The organism is Streptomyces sp. NBC_01707 (assembly GCF_041438805.1).
GTDB lineage: Bacteria > Actinomycetota > Actinomycetes > Streptomycetales > Streptomycetaceae > Streptomyces.
In genome coordinates this window covers 2,434,129-2,450,707 of the sequence record NZ_CP109190.1, presented here as the reverse complement: position 1 = coordinate 2,450,707, position 16,579 = coordinate 2,434,129, and the positions used below count along the sequence as shown (strand labels likewise).

The following is a 16,579-nucleotide window of genomic DNA, read 5'->3' as shown; positions in this document are numbered from 1 at the left end:
GAGTCTCTTGGCCGTCGGCTGACAAAGGAGTCCGCAGGTGCCGTCGATGCTCGATGCCGTCGTCGTGGGGGCGGGACCCAACGGACTGACCGCCGCCGCAGAACTGGCCCGCCGTGGCTTCTCGGTGGAGGTGTTCGAGGCGGCTGAGACCATCGGAGGCGGCGCCCGCACCGAGGAACTCACCCTCCCCGGCTTCCGCCACGACCCGTGTTCCGCCGTGCACCCGCTGGGCATCGGCTCGCCCGCGTTCGCGGCGATGCCGCTCGCCCGGCACGGCCTGGAGTGGCTCCAGCCGGAACTGGCGCTCGCCCACCCCTTCCCGGACGGCTCCGCCGCGATCCTCACCGGTTCGGTGGGGGAGAGCGCGATGTCGCTGGGGCCGCAGGACGCGGGGGCGTACCGCAGACTGCTCGCCCCGTACCTCGGCCACTGGGACACGCTCGCCCAGGACTTCCTGCGGACCCCGTGGGACGGCCTGCCGCGCGATCCGTACCACTGGGCGCGGTTCGGAATGAGCGCCATCCAGCCCGCCACACTGCTCGCCCGCCGGTTCCGGGGCGCGAAGGCGCGCGGCCTGTTCGCCGGGCTCGCCGCCCATGCCATAGCTCCCACCAGCGGTATCGCCACCGGCGGTATCGCCCTGCTCTTCGCACTGGCCGCGCACGAGAACGGCTGGCCGGTGCCGCGCGGCGGCTCACAGGCGATCTCGGACGCCCTCGCCTCGTACGTACGCGAGCTGGGCGGCGCGATCCGAACCGGCACGGAGGTCAAGCGCCTCGACGAGCTCCCGCCCGCGCGCGCCTATGTCTTCGACACCTCGCCGACCGCTCTCGCGCGGATCGCCGGACTGGGACACGCCTACCGCGGCTACCGGTACGGCGCGTCCTGTTTCAAGATCGACTATGCGCTGTCGGGCCCCGTCCCCTGGACCGCGAAGGAGGCGCGGCGGGCCGGCACCGTCCATGTCGGCCCCACGGCCGGTGAGATCGAGGGCGCGCTGCGCGCCGCGGTGGCCGGCCGCGACCCGAGCGTGCCGTTCCTGATCACCGCGCAGCCCAGCCTCTTCGACCCGTCGCGCGCGCCTGAGGGCCGCCATGTCTTCTGGGCGTACGGGCATGTCCCGGCAGGCTGGGAGGGCGACGCCACCGAAGTCATCGAACGGCAGTTGGAGCGCTTCGCGCCCGGCTTCCGCGATCTGGTGCTGGCCCGCGCCGTCGCGGGTCCGCCACAACTCGCCGTGCGCAACGCCAATTACGTCGGAGGTGACATCGCCTGCGGCGCGTTCGCCGGACTGCAGACGGTGATCCGGCCGAAGCTCGCCCGCGTGCCGTACGCGACGGCTCACCCGGCGGTGTTCCTGTGCTCCTCGGCCACCCCTCCAGGGCCCGGGGTGCACGGGATGTCCGGTCACCACGCGGCGAAGGCGGTCTGGCGCAGACTCCGGGCGGCCTGAGTACTTCGACGCAGTCCGGTGTGCCGAGGCCGTCCGGCCGGCAGGGGTGCGGGCCGGACGCCGGCCCCTCGCCCCCGGAGGGTGACCTGCGTCTTGATCCGGGCGCGGTGGCCGGGCTCGGGGCTGTCCCGTACTCCCTGCTGGGCGCGCGACGACAGCTACGGCGCCTCGCCGCGTTGTCGGAACGCCCGAGACGTCCAGTATGCGGACGTCCCTCCGCCTTGCGATGCACCGCATCCGACGCCGCGCGCTGATCCGCCAGGGAGTACGGGACAGCCCTTCGTCGGCCGGCCGCAGGTGTGCAGCGTCTTGACGATCCTCCCGTGGTGCGCGGTGTGTACGCGAAGCCGGTGAGCGTGAGCAGGCCGAAGGCGATGTCGGATGACGAGGCGGTTTCGCCCGGGCCGCCGCCCGATCGTGCGTGAGATGGACCACATTGACAGGCTCTACGATTCTAGATCCTATAGGAAATAGAGAAAGGGAGCCGTTGATGACTCACACCGCAGAAACCTGGCCGATCGCCGCCGCCCTCCTGCAGTTCCCGAACGTGGGGCCCGATGGTGTCTCCACTCAGGAGCAGACCGCCCAGCAGTGGGCCGAGAGTCTGCAGGAGGTCGTGGACGCCGGGTTCACGGAGGTCGACCTCACGGACGGCTGGCTGCGCCCCGGCGACCTCGTCCCCGCCCGACTCGAGGAACTGCGGGACACGCTCTCCAAGGTCGGCCTGAGCGCCCCGGCCATCTCCGCGATCCGCCGCAGCGTCATCGACCCCGTCGACGGTGACGCCAACCTCGCCTATTCGCACCGCACCATCGAGGCGGCCGCCGCTCTCGGCGTTCCGCTCGTCTCGGTCGGCCTGCACCGGCCGCTCACTCCCGAACAGCAGGCCGTGCTCTGGTTCTGGACGGTACCGGGCCCCAAGGACCCGGTCGGCGATCGCGAGACCTGGGACAAAGCCGTCACCCGCCTGCGCGAACTCGCCGACCACGCCGCCTCGGTGGGCGTCGAGCTGTCCCTGGAGATGTACGAGGACACGTACCTCGGCACCGCCGACTCCTCCGTCGCCCTGCTCACCGACATCGGCCGCGACAATGTCGGCCTCAATCCGGACCTGGGGAACCTCATCCGGATGCAGCGCCCCATCGAGTCCTGGGAGTCGATGGTCACCAAGACGCTGCCACACGCCAACTACTGGCATGTGAAGAGCTACTACCGAGTCGAGGACCCCGCCACGGGGACCGTACTGACGTCCCCGGCCCCCATGGAGTCCGGCTTCGTCAGTTACCGCCAGGCCGTCAGGATCGCCCTTGCCCACGGTTACACGGGCGCCTTCTGTGTCGAGCACTACGGTGGCGACGGCCTGAGCGTGGCTGCCTCCAACCGCGAGTACCTCAGGCGCATCCTTCCGCGCCGAGCCGGGGCCTGAGCAGGCTCCGCGTCGCCACGATGCAAGGAGGACGCGGCGTCGTCCTGCGACGCCGTGACGCCATGCCGTATCGCGTCCGCGTGGCAACGGTGGTGGGGCCTGCCCGAGGAGCAGACCCGGACCGGCCCTTCCTTGCCCCACGTCCGTGCGGCGCCCCGGGACGTCCGTGCGGCGCCCCGGGTCTGCGCTCGCCCCTGGACCCGCCCGCGCCTCTGTGCGTGGAGTGCCCGGCGCCGCACGGCCCTTGCCCCACAGGCTGCCACCCGGCGCAACCACGAAATCCCGCACCCGCCAGTACCTCCCCGACAAGGAGTTCACCCGCCATGACCCGGCTCTTCGACGACCCCGACCGCTTCAGCGAGGACCAGCTGCGAGGCTTCGCCGTGGCCTATCCGGAGCACGTCACCGTGGTGCCCGGCGGAGTCGTCCGCACCCGGCCGCAGGGCACGGGCCGCGTCGCCGTCGTCGTCGGTGGCGGCTCGGGTCACTACCCCGCGTTCAGCGGACTGGTGGGTGAGGGGCTCGCGGCGGGCGCCGTGGTCGGCAACATATTCACCTCGCCCTCCGCCCGGCAGGCCGAATCCGTGGCGCGGGCCGCCGACACCGGAGCGGGAGTCCTCTTCTCCTTCGGCAACTACGCGGGCGACCGGATGAACTTCGGCATGGCCCAGGCCCGTCTGCGCGACGTCGGCATCGACACCCGCACCGTCCTGGTCACCGACGATCTGGCCAGCGCCCCCGTCGAGCGGCGCCACGAACGCCGAGGCATCGCAGGTGACTTCACCGTCTTCAAGGTCGCCGGTGCAGCGGCCGAGGAAGGCCTCGACCTGGACGGCGTCGAAGCCGCGGCCCACCGCGCCAACGACCGTACATACTCCTTCGGCATCGCTTTCGATGGCTGCACCCTGCCCGGCGCGGACTCTCCGCTGTTCACCGTTCCCGAGGGCAAGATGGCCATCGGCCTCGGCATCCACGGCGAACCCGGCGTGCGTGACGCAGACATGGCCGATGCTCCGGCGATCGCCCGCACCCTTGTCGAGCAGCTCCTCGCCGAGCGCCCGGAAGGGGCAGGCCCGCGCGTGGCCGCGATCCTCAACGGGCTGGGGGCCACCAAGTACGAGGAACTGTTCCTGCTGTGGGGCCACGTCGCCGACGCTCTGGCCGAAGCCGGACTCACCGTGGTGCGGCCCGAGGTCGGTGAACTCGTCACCAGCCTCGACATGGCCGCCTGCTCCCTCACCCTGATGTGGCTCGACCAGGACCTGGAGCGCTGGTGGTGCGCCCCTGCCGACGCCCCGGGCTTCAGCCGCCTGCCGTTGCCGGAGGTCTCGGACCGGCCGCGCGCCCTGCCCGACGCGATACCCGGGGCCCCGGTCACCGAGGGGGACGCCGATTCGCGCGCTGTCGCGGCCACCGCCCTCACCGCCCTGCGCACGTTGCGCACCGTGCTGCACGAGGCCGCCACGGAACTCGGCCGCATCGACGCGGTCGCCGGCGACGGCGACCACGGGCGCGGCATGACCAAGGGCGTCGACGCGGCCGTACGGGCTGCTGAGGACGCCGACTCACGCAAGGCGGGGGCCCGATCGCTGCTGAGCGCCGCCGCCGATGGCTGGGCCGACGAGGCCGGTGGCACCTCCGGCGTGCTGTGGGGAGTCGCGCTGCGCGCCCTGGCCCAGGAGCTCGGTGACACGGGCCGGGCGGGCGGCGTACGCGCCGCCGCGGGTGCCCGCGCAGCCCTCGACGCCGTCACCTCGCTCGGCGGCGCCAAGCCCGGCGACAAGACCCTCGTCGACGCACTCGCCCCCCTCGTCGACACCTTCACCGCCGGGGTCGCACGTGGCGAGGACCCCCGCTCGGCCTTCGCGAAGGCCGCCGACGCGGCCACCGAGGCCGCCGACGCCACCGCCGGGCTCACCCCGCGCCTGGGCCGCGCCCGGCCGCTGGCGGAACGCAGCATCGGCACCCCCGACGCCGGAGCCCTCTCCCTGGCCCTGTGCGCCCGCACCGTCGCGGCCCTGCTCGGTAACGGCTGACCGGCCGCTCCGGCGTGCACGACCCCAACGATCCCCACCACCCCACGGGAAACCCGACATGACGCAGAACCAGCACCCCGCTCCGCTCCGCATCGTCATCGGCTGCGACGACGCCGGATACGCGTACAAGGAAGCACTCAAGGCCGACCTGGAGGCCGACCCGCGCGTCGTGTCCGTCACCGACGTCGGCGTGGCCGAGGGAGAGCACACCGCCTACCCGCACATCGGGGTGGCCGCCGCCCGGGCGGTCGCGGACGGGGCGGCCGACCGGGCTCTGCTGCTGTGCGGCACCGGACTGGGCGTCGCGATCAGCGCCAACAAGGTGCGTGGCATCCGCGCCGTCACCGCCCACGACAGCTTCTCCGTCGAGCGCGCGGTGCTGAGCAACAACGCGCAGGTCCTCACCATGGGCCAGCGCGTCATCGGCCTCGAACTCGCCCGCAGGCTGGTGCGTGAATGGCTCGGCTACCACTTCGACGAGTCCTCGCCCTCGGGCGAGAAGGTCGCCGTCCTCGACGCGTACGACACGACTCCCCCCGGCATCGAGGGCGAGGCCGGGGCCGGCTGCTGACGCCTGACTCGGCGACATCCGCCCCGTCGAGTCGGAACACCCCCGCCACGAAACACCCCCTGCCACGACTTACAACGACGTAAGGATGCACCCGCATGTCTCCGCTCGTTCTGTCTCGGGCCGACGTCCTGGCCACGGCGGCCGCGCCCTGGACCGGGCACGACACCCGACTCATCGTCATGGTCGCCATCGCCATCGGCGTGATCATCTCGCTGATCGCGGTCCTCGACTTCCATCCGTTCGTCGCCCTCATCGGCGGTTCGGTCGTCCTCGGCATCGGCTCGGGCACCGAACTCTCGAAGGTCGTCGACTCGTTCAGCACCGGCATGGGCGCCACGCTCGGGTCCACCGGCGCCTTGATCGCACTCGGCGCGATCCTCGGCAAAATCCTCGCCGACTCCGGAGGTGTCGACCGCATAGTCGACACCATCGGCTCGCGCTCCGGACCCCGGCTGCTTCCCTGGTCGATGGCGCTGATCGCCGCGGTCATCGGCCTGCCGATGTTCTTCGAGGTGGGCCTCGTCCTGCTTGTTCCGATCATCGTGGTCATGGCCAAGCGGACGAACACCCCGCTGGTGCTGCTCGCCGTGCCCGCTCTCGCCGCCCTGGGAACCATGCACGCGTTCGTGCCGCCGCACCCCGGCCCGCTGGTCGCCGTCAGCGCACTCAACGCCGATGTCGGCACCACGCTCGGCCTGGGCCTGCTCGCGGCCATACCCACCGTGATGATCGCTGGTCCGCTGTACGGGAAGTTCATCTCGCGCCATGTGCGCAGTGAGGCCCCGGCCGAGCTCGTCGCCTCCTTGGTCAAGGAGGCCGACCGGGCGCGGGAAGGCGGCGCGGCCCGTCGCCTGCCGAGCTTCGCCGCCTCCGTCGGAGCGGTCGCCCTGCCCGTCGTGCTGATGCTCGCCAGGTCGATCGTCGACATCGCCTTCCCCGGTGACGCCTGGTACAACCACCTGCTGGACTTCGTGGGTACGCCGCTCGTCGCGATGTTCATCGCCGGTCTCGTCGCCATGGTCGTCTTCGGTTTTCGGCTGGGCCGTAACCGTGCGGAGGTCCGCACCACCGTCTCGGCGGGCCTGCCCGCCGTTGCCGGCATCCTGCTTGTCGTCGGTGCGGGCGGCGGCTTCAAGCAGCTCATCGTCGACACCGGCGTCGCCGACGCCATCGGCAAGTTCGCCGCGGAGGCGCACATGCCGATGCTCGCCCTCGGCTGGTTGCTCGCCGTCCTGATCCGCCTGGCCACTGGCTCGGCCACCGTCGCCACCACCGCCGCTGCAGGCATCATGGCTCCGATGGTGGCGGGCACCCCGCCGGTCGAGGCCTCCCTGATCGCCCTCGCCGTGGGTGCGGGGTCGCTCTTCTTCTCGCATGTCAACGACGCCGGTTTCTGGCTGGCGAAGGAGTACTTCGGGATGAGCGTCTCCCAGAACATCAAGACCTGGTCGGTCCTCTCGACGATCGTCGCCGTGATGGGCCTGGCCATGTCCCTGCTCATGTACGCGGTCTTCGTCTGACGTCCGTCCTGCCTGAGACATCCGTCCTGCCTGTGACGCCCGCGATGCCGGCGGCCTGCCCGGTTCCGGTACGGGAGCCCGTACCGGAACCGGCCCGGCCAGGACAGCAGTGGTCCCGTAAGAGAATCTGTTGACGCGCCCCCTCACGACCGCGTCCTGCAAGGAAGAAGCATCCGATGCCCGCTGAGAACTCCCCCTCCACCCCCACCGCCGCCGTCCTCGGTCTCGGCGCCATGGGCCTGCCCATGGCCACCCGCCTCGCCGGTGTCTTCCCGGTCCGGGCTTTCGATGTCTTCGAGGAGCGCCGTGCCCTCGCCGCGAAGGCAGGTGCCACCCCCGCTGCCACCCCGGCCGACGCTGCGCAGGGCGCCGATGTGGTCGTCATCGCCGTACGCGACCAGGAACAGCTGGATTCATGCCTGTTCGGTGGCGGGATCGTCGAGCACGGCGCCGCCGAATCGCTGCGCGAGGGTGCGGTCGTCGTGGTCACCTCGACCGTCGGCGTCGACGGCGTCCAGTACGTCGCGGCGCGCCTCGCAGAGCAGGGCGTACGGCTGGTCGATGCCCCAGTCAGCGGTGGTTCCGTGCGCGCAGGGACCGGTGATCTGCTGATCATGGTCGGCGCGGACGACGCGGCCCTCGCCGCCGCCCAGCCGGTTCTTGGCCGGCTCGCCTCCACACTGCACGTCGTCGGCCCGCGCATCGGTGACGGCCAGATCATGAAGACCGTCAACCAGCTCCTGTGCGGCATCCACACCGCGGCTGCCGCAGAGTCCCTCGCGCTCGCCCGTGCCCTCGGCATCGACCTGGACCGCGCCGTCGACGTCCTGGGCCAGGGCGCCGCCGCGTCCTTCATGCTCGCCGACCGGGGTCCGCGCATGGTCCAGCAGTACGAGGTGAAGGGGGACGGCACCGGCGGACCCGAACTGCGCTCCCGTCTGGACATCATCCGCAAGGACATGAACATCGTGGTGTCCCTTGCCAAGAAGGCCGGCGTCGCCACCTCCGTCGCCGCCGCGGCCGACCAGCTCTACCAGCTCGCCATCAGCCAGGGGCTGGCCGCCGCGGACGACTCGGCGCTGATCACACTGCTTTCCCCGCGTACCGCGCTCTGAACGCGGCCCCTTGGGGAGAGGGACAGCCGTTCCGACTAGGCTGAAAGCCGGTCCGCCGGAAGCATCCGGCACGTCACAGGGAGAGTCAACGATGGGACCAGTCGGCAGGCAGGTGCGTCCGGCCGGGCTCGGCAGGACCGTCCTGATGGACGAGGCGTACGACGCGTTGCTCGCCCTGATCCTCGACGAGGGCCTGGAACCGGGCACCCCCCTGCGCATCGACAGCATCGCCAAGGACTGGGGCGTCTCGCCGACGCCGCTGCGTGAGGCTCTCGCCAAACTGGAGAACACCGGCCTGGTCGTCCGTGTCCCGCACCGCGGCTACACGGTCGCACCGCTCCTGGACGACGGAGGGTTCCGTGAACTGATGGGCGCCCGGCTGCTCATCGAGCCCTATAGCGCCCGCCAGGCCTGTGAGCGGGACGCAGCGGGCACGGCGCGCGCGCTGGCCGAGAGTCACCGGATGATGGAAGCGGCGGCGGCACAGCGCGCGGCGGACGACTTCCGCGCCTACCTCCAGGCCGATTCCGCCTTCCACGCCACCATCGCGCGCGCCGCCGGCAACCGGTTCCTCTCCGCTGCGATCGACCCGCTGGGCGCCCACATCCAACGCTTCCGCCGTTTCACCGGGGGCCGCGTCACGGACACACAGGAGGCGCTCGCCGAACACGCCGCGGTCCTGGGCGCGTTCGAGGCAGCGGACGCGGAAGCCTGCGAGGCGGCGATGCGCGCGCATCTGGAGGGCGTGGCGCACCGGTCGTTCGGCCACTGACGCCTGCCTTCTCCGCGGCTTCATCTCTCGGCGTGCCTGAGGTCCCAAGCGGCTGCGCACTCTTCCCGAAAGGGGCCGCAGCCGCACTTCGGCATGCCCGGAATCATCTCCTCCAGATTATTCAAGAGCGTGCGCAGAACCCCTTGACCTGGCCCTTTCATCCCGTGCATGCTGCACGCACCCTTTTTGTCAACGGCGTGAACTTATCTGGCCGGCCCGATTCCCGAAGCGGCGCCGCAGGTTTGCAGCCCGGGAGCAGGAGCCCCATGAACCACTGGAACGACACCTCGCTCGGCGCCGACGAGCGGGTCAAGGCCCTCATGGCCGAGATGACGCAGGCCGAGAAACTCGCGCAGCTGGGCAGCTACTGGGCCAAGGCGAACGTCGGCAGCGGCGACGCCCGGGTCGCGCCGATCGAGGAGGCCCTCGCTGCCCGCTCGGGCGAGTCCGCGGCCCTTGCCCACGGCATCGGCCACCTCACCCGCCCCTACGGCACCCGCCCCCTCACACCCGAGGAGGGTCGTGCCGAACTCGTACGCCTGCAGCGGCACTTGATCGACTCCACCCGCCTCGGCATCCCCGCCATCGCCCACGAGGAGTGCCTCACCGGCTTTGCCGCCTTCGGTGCCACCGTCTACCCCACGCCCCTGGCCTGGGCCGCGACCTTCGATACGGGACTCATCGAGGAGATGGGTGCCGCGATCGGCCGCGACATGGCGTCCGTCGGCGTCCATCAGGGGCTCGCCCCGGTCCTGGACGTCGTACGCGACTACCGCTGGGGCCGTGTCGAGGAGACTCTGGGCGAGGACCCGTACCTGACCGGGCTCATCGGTACCGCCTATGTGCGTGGCGTGCAGTCCCAGGGTGTGATCGCCACCCTCAAGCACTTTGCCGGGCACGCCGCCTCGCGGGGGGCCCGCAACCACGCGCCGGTCTCCATCGGCGCCCGCGAGATGGCCGATGTGATCCTGCCGCCGTTCGAGATGGCTGTGCGCGAAGGTGCCGTGGGCTCGGTGATGAACACCTACACCGACCAGGACGGTGTCCCGGCCTGCGCTGACGAGTCGCTCCTGACGACCGTGCTGCGCGAGCAGTGGGGCTTCACCGGCACGGTCGTCTCCGACTACGGGTCGATCGCGTTCCTGCGCACCATGCACCGCGTCGCCGCCACCGAGGGCGACGCGGCCCGCCTCGCCCTGAGCGCCGGCATGGACATCGAACTACCCAACACCCGCTGCTACGGCGAACCTCTCTCCCAGGAACTCGACGCAGGCCAGGTCGCGCCCGAGCTGCTGGACCGCGCCGTCGAGCGCGTCCTGCGCCAGAAGCTCCGGCTCGGCCTCCTGGACGCCGGATACACCCCGGAGGCGGACGCCGGCGTCGGCACCTCCGTCGACCTGGACTCCCCGGCCAACCGCGCGCTCGCCCGCACCATCGCCGAACGCTCCGTCGTCCTGCTCGCCAACGAGGGCGCCGCCCTGCCCCTGGACAGCGCCCGCACGCCCGCCGTCGCCCTGATCGGGCCCGGCGCAGACGATTCGGGTACCTTCCTGGGCTGCTACTCCTTCCCCAACCACGTCCTGCCCAAATACCCCGGTCACCCGGCGGGACTCGCCCTGCCCAGCCTGCGCGAGGCGCTCACCGCCGAGCTGCCGGACATCACCTTCAGCTTCGAGCAGGGCTGTACGGTCAGCGGCAACGACCGCTCCGGCCTGCCCGCTGCCGCCCGTGCCGCCGCCTCGGCCGATCTGGCTCTGGTCGTCGTCGGCGACCGTTCCGGCATGTTCGGCAACGGCACCTCGGGGGAGGGCTGTGACGCCCCTGACCTCCGACTGCCCGGTGTGCAGGTGCAGTTGGTCGAGGAAGTGCTCGCCACCGGCACCCCGGTCGTTCTGCTCGTCGTCTCCGGCCGCCCGTACGCGCTCGGCGGCCTCGCCGAGCGCTGTGCGGCCGTCGTGCAGTCGTTCATGCCCGGCGAGGAGGGCGGCCCCGCGCTGGCCCGCGTACTGTCGGGCCGGGTCACTCCGAGCGGCAAGCTGCCCGTACAGGTCCCCGCCGCTCCGGGGAGCAATCCCGGCACCTACCTGAACCCGCCGCTCGGCCGCTACAGCGAGGGCATCAGCGTCCTCGACAACACGCCCCTGTACCCGTTCGGGCACGGCCTCTCGTACACCACCTTCGACTACGAGGACCTGCGGGTCGCCGGTGACAACGGCGTCCCCACCGACGCGTTCATCGAAGTCTCCTGCCTCGTGCGCAACACGGGCGAATCTGCGGGCCGGGAGACGGTCCAGCTGTACTACGACGACCCGGTCGCCCAGGTCGCCCGCCCCACCCAGCAGCTGGCGGCCTTCGGCACCGTCCATCTCGAACCCGGTGCACAGACCCGGGTGTCCTTCCGAGTGCACGCCGACCAGACCTCGTACACCAAGGACGCCTCGGGCGACGGACAGCGCATCGTCGAACCCGGCACCATCCGCCTCATGCTCGGCTCCTCCAGCGGCGACATCCGGCTGAGCGCCGACATCGAACTCACCGGCCCGCAGCGCCGGGTGGGCGCGGACCGCCACCTCACCCACCTGTAGCCGGCCCCCTGTGGCCTTCCCGGAGCCCTGGTGCGGCCGGGCAGGGCCGCCTGCCTGCCTGCCGCCGCGTCCCCAGCCGTACCCGGCGGCGGGCGGGCCCCACCTCGCCCCTTGCCTCCACCCGTCTCCGCACGTCCTGCCCGCTCACAAGGAAGCAGCCCTCACCGTGACCACGGACACCCTCCGCAGCGCCCCCGACGCGCCCCCGCCCGGCGAGACCGTCGCCACCCTTCAGGTGGACCCCCGGCCCCGACTGGTGGTCGGCATGGCGGCAGGCCAGCTCGGCCTGTTCCTGGCCCTTTTGACACCCATCCTGGTCAGCCTGCAGCTCAAGGTGCAGTCGATCGTCCCCGAGGACGACCAGGTCACCTCGCTCGGCATCGTCACCACAACGGGCTCGGTGGCCGCGATGCTGGCCAACCCGTTCTTCGGTCGCCTGAGCGACCGCACCACCAGCCGCTTCGGCCGCCGCAGGCCCTGGCTCGTCCTCGGCATGATGGGCCTGCTCCTCGGACTGGTGATCATCGCGACGGCGAGCAGCGTCGCCGTCATCACTGTCGGCTTCGTCATCGCCTCCGCGTCCGCCAACGCGGCACTCGCAGCCTTCGTCGCGACCGTCGCCGACAACGTCCCCGAGCGCAAGCGCGGCAAGATCAGCGGGCTGCTCGGCATCATGCAGAACCTGGCCCCCACCGCGGGCACCTGGATCGCCAAGTCCTTCACCGACCAGATGCTGCTGCTCTTCCTGGTCCCCAGCGTCATCGGCGTTCTTCTGGTGATCGGCTACGTCCTGGTCCTGCCGGACAAGCCGCTGGACCAGAAGCCCGCGCGGGAGGGGTTCAAGGCCGTCCTGCGCACGTACTGGGTCAACCCCAGGCAACACCCGGACTTCGCCTGGGCCTGGCTCTCACGCTTCCTGCTGACCCTTGCCAACTGGATGTTCACCACCTTCCGCCTCATCTACCTTCAGCACGAGATGCGGCTCACCGCCGCCGAGGCGACCGAGACGCTCGCCACCGGCGTCCTCATCTACGGGGTGTGCGTGATGGGTTCCGCTCAGTCTGCGGGCTGGCTCTCGGACCGCTTCGGACGCCGCAAGCCGTTCATCGCGGTCGCCGCGGTGCTGTTCGGCCTCGGCATGCTGATCCTCAGCCGGTCCGACACCATTGCCATGTTCTACGGCGCGGAGATCGTCCTGGGCCTGGGCTTCGGCGTCTACCTCGGCGTCGATCTCGCGCTGGTCATCGACGTGCTGCCGGATCCGGAGAACCCCTCCAAGGACCTCGGCATCTTCAACATCGCGATGTCGGCCCCGCAGATCTTCGCCCCCGCACTCGGAGCGCTGCTCATCTCTCTCGGCGGCGGCCACAACTACTCGATCCTGCTGATCACTTCCTCACTGGTGTGCCTCGGCGGCGCGCTGGCGATCCTGCCGGTGCGTACGGTGCGCTGACAGCCTCGTACGGCGGGCAGACGTGCTGCCGAACGACACGGCGGGGGCCCGGCGGCCGGAGACGGCCGATACGGCCCGGCCGTCCTCACCTACGGCCGGGCCCCCAAGGGCCGTCCCGCCGACGGGGGCACGGCATCATGGACACATGCGCACACCTGAGGCCGTCACCGTCACCCTGGTACGCGGTGACATCACCCAGCAGTCCGTCGATGTCGTCGTCAACGCGGCGAACTCCTCGCTGCTCGGCGGCGGCGGGGTCGACGGAGCGATCCACCGGCAAGGCGGTCCTGAGATCCTCGCCGCGTGCCGGAAGCTGCGCGCCTCGCATTACGGAAAGGGGCTGCCCACCGGCCAGGCGGTCGCCACGACCGCCGGCAGGCTCGACGCGCGATGGGTGGTCCACACCGTGGGACCGGTCTGGAGCAGCGCCGAGGACCGGTCCTCGCTACTGGCCTCCTGTTACCGCGAATCGCTGCGGGTGGCCGCCGAGCTGGGCGCGCGTACCGTGGCCTTTCCCGCCATCTCGACCGGCATCTACGGCTGGCCCATGGACGACGGCGCGCGCATCGCCGTCCGTACCGTGTTGGCGGAGGCCGCCGCGCCGGTCGAGGAGGTGCGGTTCGTGCTCTTCGACGCACACGCGTTCGTGGAGTTCGAAGAGGTCCTGGCAGCACAAGGTTGATGTCGGATTCTCGCCAGCCCCCACGGGTCCGGTGACCCATGCTTGAAGCATGTACACCGACACCGAGCGCTGCGTACGGGCCGTCCGGTCCAAGGACGCCCGCTTCGACGGCTGGTTCTTCACGGCGGTCCTGACCACCCGGATCTACTGCCGTCCGAGCTGCCCCGTCGTGCCGCCCAAGGTCGAGAACATGACCTTCTACCCCAGCGCCGCCGCCTGCCAGCAGGCCGGATTCCGCGCCTGCAAGCGGTGCCGGCCCGACACCAGCCCCGGCTCCCCGGAGTGGAACGCCCGCGCCGACTCGGTCGCCCGCGCGATGCGCCTCATCAGGGACGGGGTCGTCGACCGCGAGGGTGTGCCGGGGCTGGCCGCCCGGCTCGGCTACTCCGCCCGCCAGGTCGAACGCCAGCTTCTCGCCGAGCTGGGCGCGGGCCCGTTGGCCCTGGCCCGCGCCCAGCGCGCGCAGACCGCCCGGCTGCTCATCGAGACGACCGAACTCCCCATGGCCGACGTGGCGTTCGCGGCCGGGTTCTCGTCCGTCCGCACCTTCAACGACACGGTTCGTGAGGTCTTCGCCCTCGCGCCCGGCGAGCTGCGCACCCGCGCCGCCCGGTCCGTGAAGACGCCGGCGACACCGGGCGTGATCGCGCTGAGGCTGCCGTACCGGGCCCCGCTCAACCCGTCCAACCTCTTCGGCCACCTCGCCGCGACAGCGGTACCCGGCGTCGAGGAGTGGCGCGACGGCGCCTACCGCCGCACGCTCACCCTTCCGTACGGGCACGGCATCGTCGCCCTCACCCCGCACCCCGACCACATCGCGTGCCGGCTCTTCCTCACCGATCCGCGCGACCTCACCCGCGCCATCAGCCGCTGCCGCTGGCTGCTCGACCTGGACGCCGACCCGGTCGCCGTCGACGACCAGTTGCGGGCCGATCCGCTGCTCGCGCCGCTGATCGACAAGGCCCCGGGGCGGCGGGTGCCGCGTACCGTCGACGGGGCCGAGTTCGCCGTACGGGCGGTGCTGGGCCAGCAGGTCTCGACGGCCGCCGCCCGCACCCACGCGGCCCGCCTGGTCACCGCGCACGGCATCCCCGTCGACGACCCGGAGGGCGGCCTCACCCACCTTTTCCCGACCCCTGAGGCGCTGGCCTGCCTCGATCCCGAGCAGCTCGCCCTGCCCCGCAGCCGCCGCACCACCCTCACCACACTTGTCGGTGCGCTCGCCGACGGCTCGTTGCGGCTCGGCACCGACAGCGACTGGGAGAGGGCCAGGGCCGAACTGATCGCACTGCCCGGCTTCGGCCCGTGGACCGTCGAGGTCATCGCCATGCGGGCGCTCGGCGACCCGGACAGCTTCATTCCCACCGACCTCGGCATCCGCCGGGCGGCACAGGAGCTCGGCCTCCCGTCCACGCCCGCGGCGCTCACCGCACGCGCGGCGGCCTGGCGTCCCTGGCGGGCGTACGCGGTCCAGTACCTGTGGACCGTCGACGACCACCCCATCAACCACCTGCCCGTATAGGGGAGTTCTCGCATGACCACGACACATCTCGCGGCCCGTCGGCACACGGTCGTCGACAGCCCGTACGGCCCGCTCACCCTCGTCGCCACCGACGGCGTGCTCTCGGGCCTCTACATGACCGAACAGCGGCACCGTCCGACCGAGGAGACCTTCGGCGACCCCGATCCACGCCCCTTCGCGGAGACGATCCGCCAGTTGGACGCCTACTTCGCGGGCGATCTGCGGGAGTTCGATCTGCCACTGCATCTGGACGGTACGCCGTTCCAGCGCAGCGTGTGGGAGCAGCTCCGGCAGATCCCGTACGGGGAGACACGCTCGTACGGAGAACTCGCCGACCGGCTGGGCAAGCCGGGCGCCTCACGCGCGGTGGGCCTCGCCAACGGCAAGAACCCGGTGGGGATCATCGTTCCGTGCCACCGGGTCATCGGAGCCTCCGGCAGCCTCACCGGATACGGCGGCGGTCTCGACCGGAAGCATCGGCTGCTGGCCTTCGAGTACGGCACAGGGGACGACACCCCGATGCTCTTCTGAGATCTGTGAGCCGGACACGGCGAAGCCCGACGGCCGCACGGGGCGACCGTCGGGCTTCGCCGTGTCCGGCTGCGTCAGGGAACCGGCTCAGGCCGTGAAGATCTCGACCACCGACCAGATCGCCAGCCCCAGCATGCACAGACCGCCGATGCGCTGGACCGTGCCCAGCGGAACCCGCTTCGCGATGAACCGTCCCGCGAGCAGTGCCAGCGCGGAGACGGACATCAGCGCGGCCAGGGATCCGATGGCCGTGGACCATGTGCCGTTGCCGGCGGCCAGGTTGGCCGTGGTGATCTGGGTGAGGTCGCCCCATTCACTGATGAAGACCGCCATGAACGCGGTCGAGTAGACAGGCCAGAAGCCGGTCACGGTCTTGACTTCGCTCTCCTCGTCGCCGTCGCCGGCCCCGCCGCGCAGCAGCATGAACGCGCCGAACGCGAAGAGGACCGCCGAGACGAGCTTGACTATCCAGTCGGGCAGCAGCCCGATCAGACCGCCGGCGCCGACGGCGATCGCGACATGCACGAGGAACGCGGACGAGGTGCCGAACCAGACATAGAGCGGCCGCATGCGTGTGCCCATGGCCAGCGACGCGAACATGGTCTTGTCGGGGAGCTCCGCGAGGAAGATCAGCCCGAAGGCGGTGACGATCGCCAGGGGGTCGAGATGCATTCCGGGTGGCTTTCTGTGAGAGCCGGGCCCCGGGTCTTTCCGCGAAGCGCCACTCGGGCTTTTCGGAGGACCACTCGGCCCGGCATGACTGCAGCGCCCACAGGGCGCGGGCGTGTCATACCTGACCGAAGGTCTCGCCCGCCCGTAAGGATCTACGGGCCCGGCCACCGGGAACCCGAGGGTTCCAGTGTGTCGACGACCGGTTTGCGGGGCTACTCCCCTTCGCAGCCACCAACTTTAC

The 16,579-nt window shown here is 71.2% G+C and carries 13 protein-coding genes; 12 read left to right on the top strand and 1 reads right to left on the bottom strand.

Annotated features, from left to right (window positions below; all coding sequences use genetic code 11):
* The first annotated feature begins 37 nt into the window (after positions 1 to 37).
* From OG963_RS11020 to OG963_RS10965, 12 genes are all read left to right on the top strand, one after another.
* Complete coding sequence (locus tag OG963_RS11020; RefSeq protein WP_030916585.1) at positions 38 to 1,453, top strand: NAD(P)/FAD-dependent oxidoreductase; 1,416 nt, start codon at positions 38 to 40, stop codon at positions 1,451 to 1,453.
* A 490-nt stretch (positions 1,454 to 1,943) separates the two neighbouring features.
* On the top strand, positions 1,944 to 2,879 hold the full coding sequence (locus OG963_RS11015) for a sugar phosphate isomerase/epimerase family protein (protein ID WP_371798827.1): 936 nt from the start codon (positions 1,944 to 1,946) through the stop codon (positions 2,877 to 2,879).
* 323 nt (positions 2,880 to 3,202) lie between these two features.
* A complete protein-coding gene (locus OG963_RS11010; protein ID WP_371798826.1) occupies positions 3,203 to 4,915 on the top strand; it encodes a dihydroxyacetone kinase family protein in 1,713 nt (570 codons plus the stop codon).
* A 58-nt stretch (positions 4,916 to 4,973) separates the two neighbouring features.
* Positions 4,974 to 5,486, top strand: coding sequence for a ribose-5-phosphate isomerase (locus OG963_RS11005; protein ID WP_093775993.1), 513 nt, complete (start codon positions 4,974 to 4,976; stop codon positions 5,484 to 5,486).
* Between the two features lie 95 nt (positions 5,487 to 5,581).
* Positions 5,582 to 7,006, top strand: a complete 1,425-nt coding sequence (locus OG963_RS11000; RefSeq protein WP_371798825.1) for a gluconate:H+ symporter — start codon at positions 5,582 to 5,584, stop codon at positions 7,004 to 7,006.
* Between the two features lie 176 nt (positions 7,007 to 7,182).
* Positions 7,183 to 8,121 carry an NAD(P)-dependent oxidoreductase gene (locus tag OG963_RS10995; RefSeq protein WP_093775997.1) on the top strand — a complete coding sequence of 313 codons (939 nt, stop codon included), beginning with the start codon at positions 7,183 to 7,185 and terminating at the stop codon, positions 8,119 to 8,121.
* 91 nt (positions 8,122 to 8,212) lie between these two features.
* Complete coding sequence (locus OG963_RS10990) at positions 8,213 to 8,893, top strand: GntR family transcriptional regulator (RefSeq protein ID WP_093775999.1); 681 nt, start codon at positions 8,213 to 8,215, stop codon at positions 8,891 to 8,893.
* 266 nt (positions 8,894 to 9,159) lie between these two features.
* Positions 9,160 to 11,478 carry a glycoside hydrolase family 3 N-terminal domain-containing protein gene (locus tag OG963_RS10985; protein WP_093776001.1) on the top strand — a complete coding sequence of 773 codons (2,319 nt, stop codon included), beginning with the start codon at positions 9,160 to 9,162 and terminating at the stop codon, positions 11,476 to 11,478.
* A 166-nt stretch (positions 11,479 to 11,644) separates the two neighbouring features.
* Entirely contained in the window at positions 11,645 to 12,931 is a 1,287-nt protein-coding gene (locus OG963_RS10980; RefSeq protein ID WP_218133099.1) for an MFS transporter, read from the top strand.
* 145 nt (positions 12,932 to 13,076) lie between these two features.
* Complete coding sequence (locus tag OG963_RS10975) at positions 13,077 to 13,613, top strand: O-acetyl-ADP-ribose deacetylase (RefSeq protein WP_093776003.1); 537 nt, start codon at positions 13,077 to 13,079, stop codon at positions 13,611 to 13,613.
* 49 nt (positions 13,614 to 13,662) lie between these two features.
* Complete coding sequence (locus tag OG963_RS10970) at positions 13,663 to 15,135, top strand: AlkA N-terminal domain-containing protein (protein ID WP_093930185.1); 1,473 nt, start codon at positions 13,663 to 13,665, stop codon at positions 15,133 to 15,135.
* 12 nt (positions 15,136 to 15,147) lie between these two features.
* Positions 15,148 to 15,666, top strand: a complete 519-nt coding sequence (locus OG963_RS10965; protein WP_362269047.1) for a methylated-DNA--[protein]-cysteine S-methyltransferase — start codon at positions 15,148 to 15,150, stop codon at positions 15,664 to 15,666.
* Positions 15,667 to 15,753: 87 nt separating this feature from the next.
* Here OG963_RS10965 and OG963_RS10960 read toward each other — a convergent pair whose 3' ends face one another.
* A complete protein-coding gene (locus OG963_RS10960; protein WP_030916578.1) occupies positions 15,754 to 16,338 on the bottom strand; it encodes a TMEM165/GDT1 family protein in 585 nt (194 codons plus the stop codon).
* Positions 16,339 to 16,579: the final 241 nt, after the last annotated feature.

Excerpts from the sequence above, each read along its gene's own strand:
- OG963_RS11015 (WP_371798827.1), top strand. The coding sequence starts at position 1,944 with ATGACTCACACCGCAGAAACCTGGCCGATCGCCGCCGCCCTCCTGCAG.
- OG963_RS11010 (WP_371798826.1), top strand. The coding sequence starts at position 3,203 with ATGACCCGGCTCTTCGACGACCCCGACCGCTTCAGCGAGGACCAGCTG.
- OG963_RS11005 (WP_093775993.1), top strand. The coding sequence starts at position 4,974 with ATGACGCAGAACCAGCACCCCGCTCCGCTCCGCATCGTCATCGGCTGC.
- OG963_RS11000 (WP_371798825.1), top strand. The coding sequence starts at position 5,582 with ATGTCTCCGCTCGTTCTGTCTCGGGCCGACGTCCTGGCCACGGCGGCC.
- OG963_RS10995 (WP_093775997.1), top strand. The coding sequence starts at position 7,183 with ATGCCCGCTGAGAACTCCCCCTCCACCCCCACCGCCGCCGTCCTCGGT.
- OG963_RS10990 (WP_093775999.1), top strand. The coding sequence starts at position 8,213 with ATGGGACCAGTCGGCAGGCAGGTGCGTCCGGCCGGGCTCGGCAGGACC.
- OG963_RS10985 (WP_093776001.1), top strand. The coding sequence starts at position 9,160 with ATGAACCACTGGAACGACACCTCGCTCGGCGCCGACGAGCGGGTCAAG.
- OG963_RS10975 (WP_093776003.1), top strand. The coding sequence starts at position 13,077 with ATGCGCACACCTGAGGCCGTCACCGTCACCCTGGTACGCGGTGACATC.
- OG963_RS10970 (WP_093930185.1), top strand. The coding sequence starts at position 13,663 with ATGTACACCGACACCGAGCGCTGCGTACGGGCCGTCCGGTCCAAGGAC.
- OG963_RS10965 (WP_362269047.1), top strand. The coding sequence starts at position 15,148 with ATGACCACGACACATCTCGCGGCCCGTCGGCACACGGTCGTCGACAGC.
- OG963_RS10960 (WP_030916578.1), bottom strand. The coding sequence starts at position 16,338 with ATGCATCTCGACCCCCTGGCGATCGTCACCGCCTTCGGGCTGATCTTC.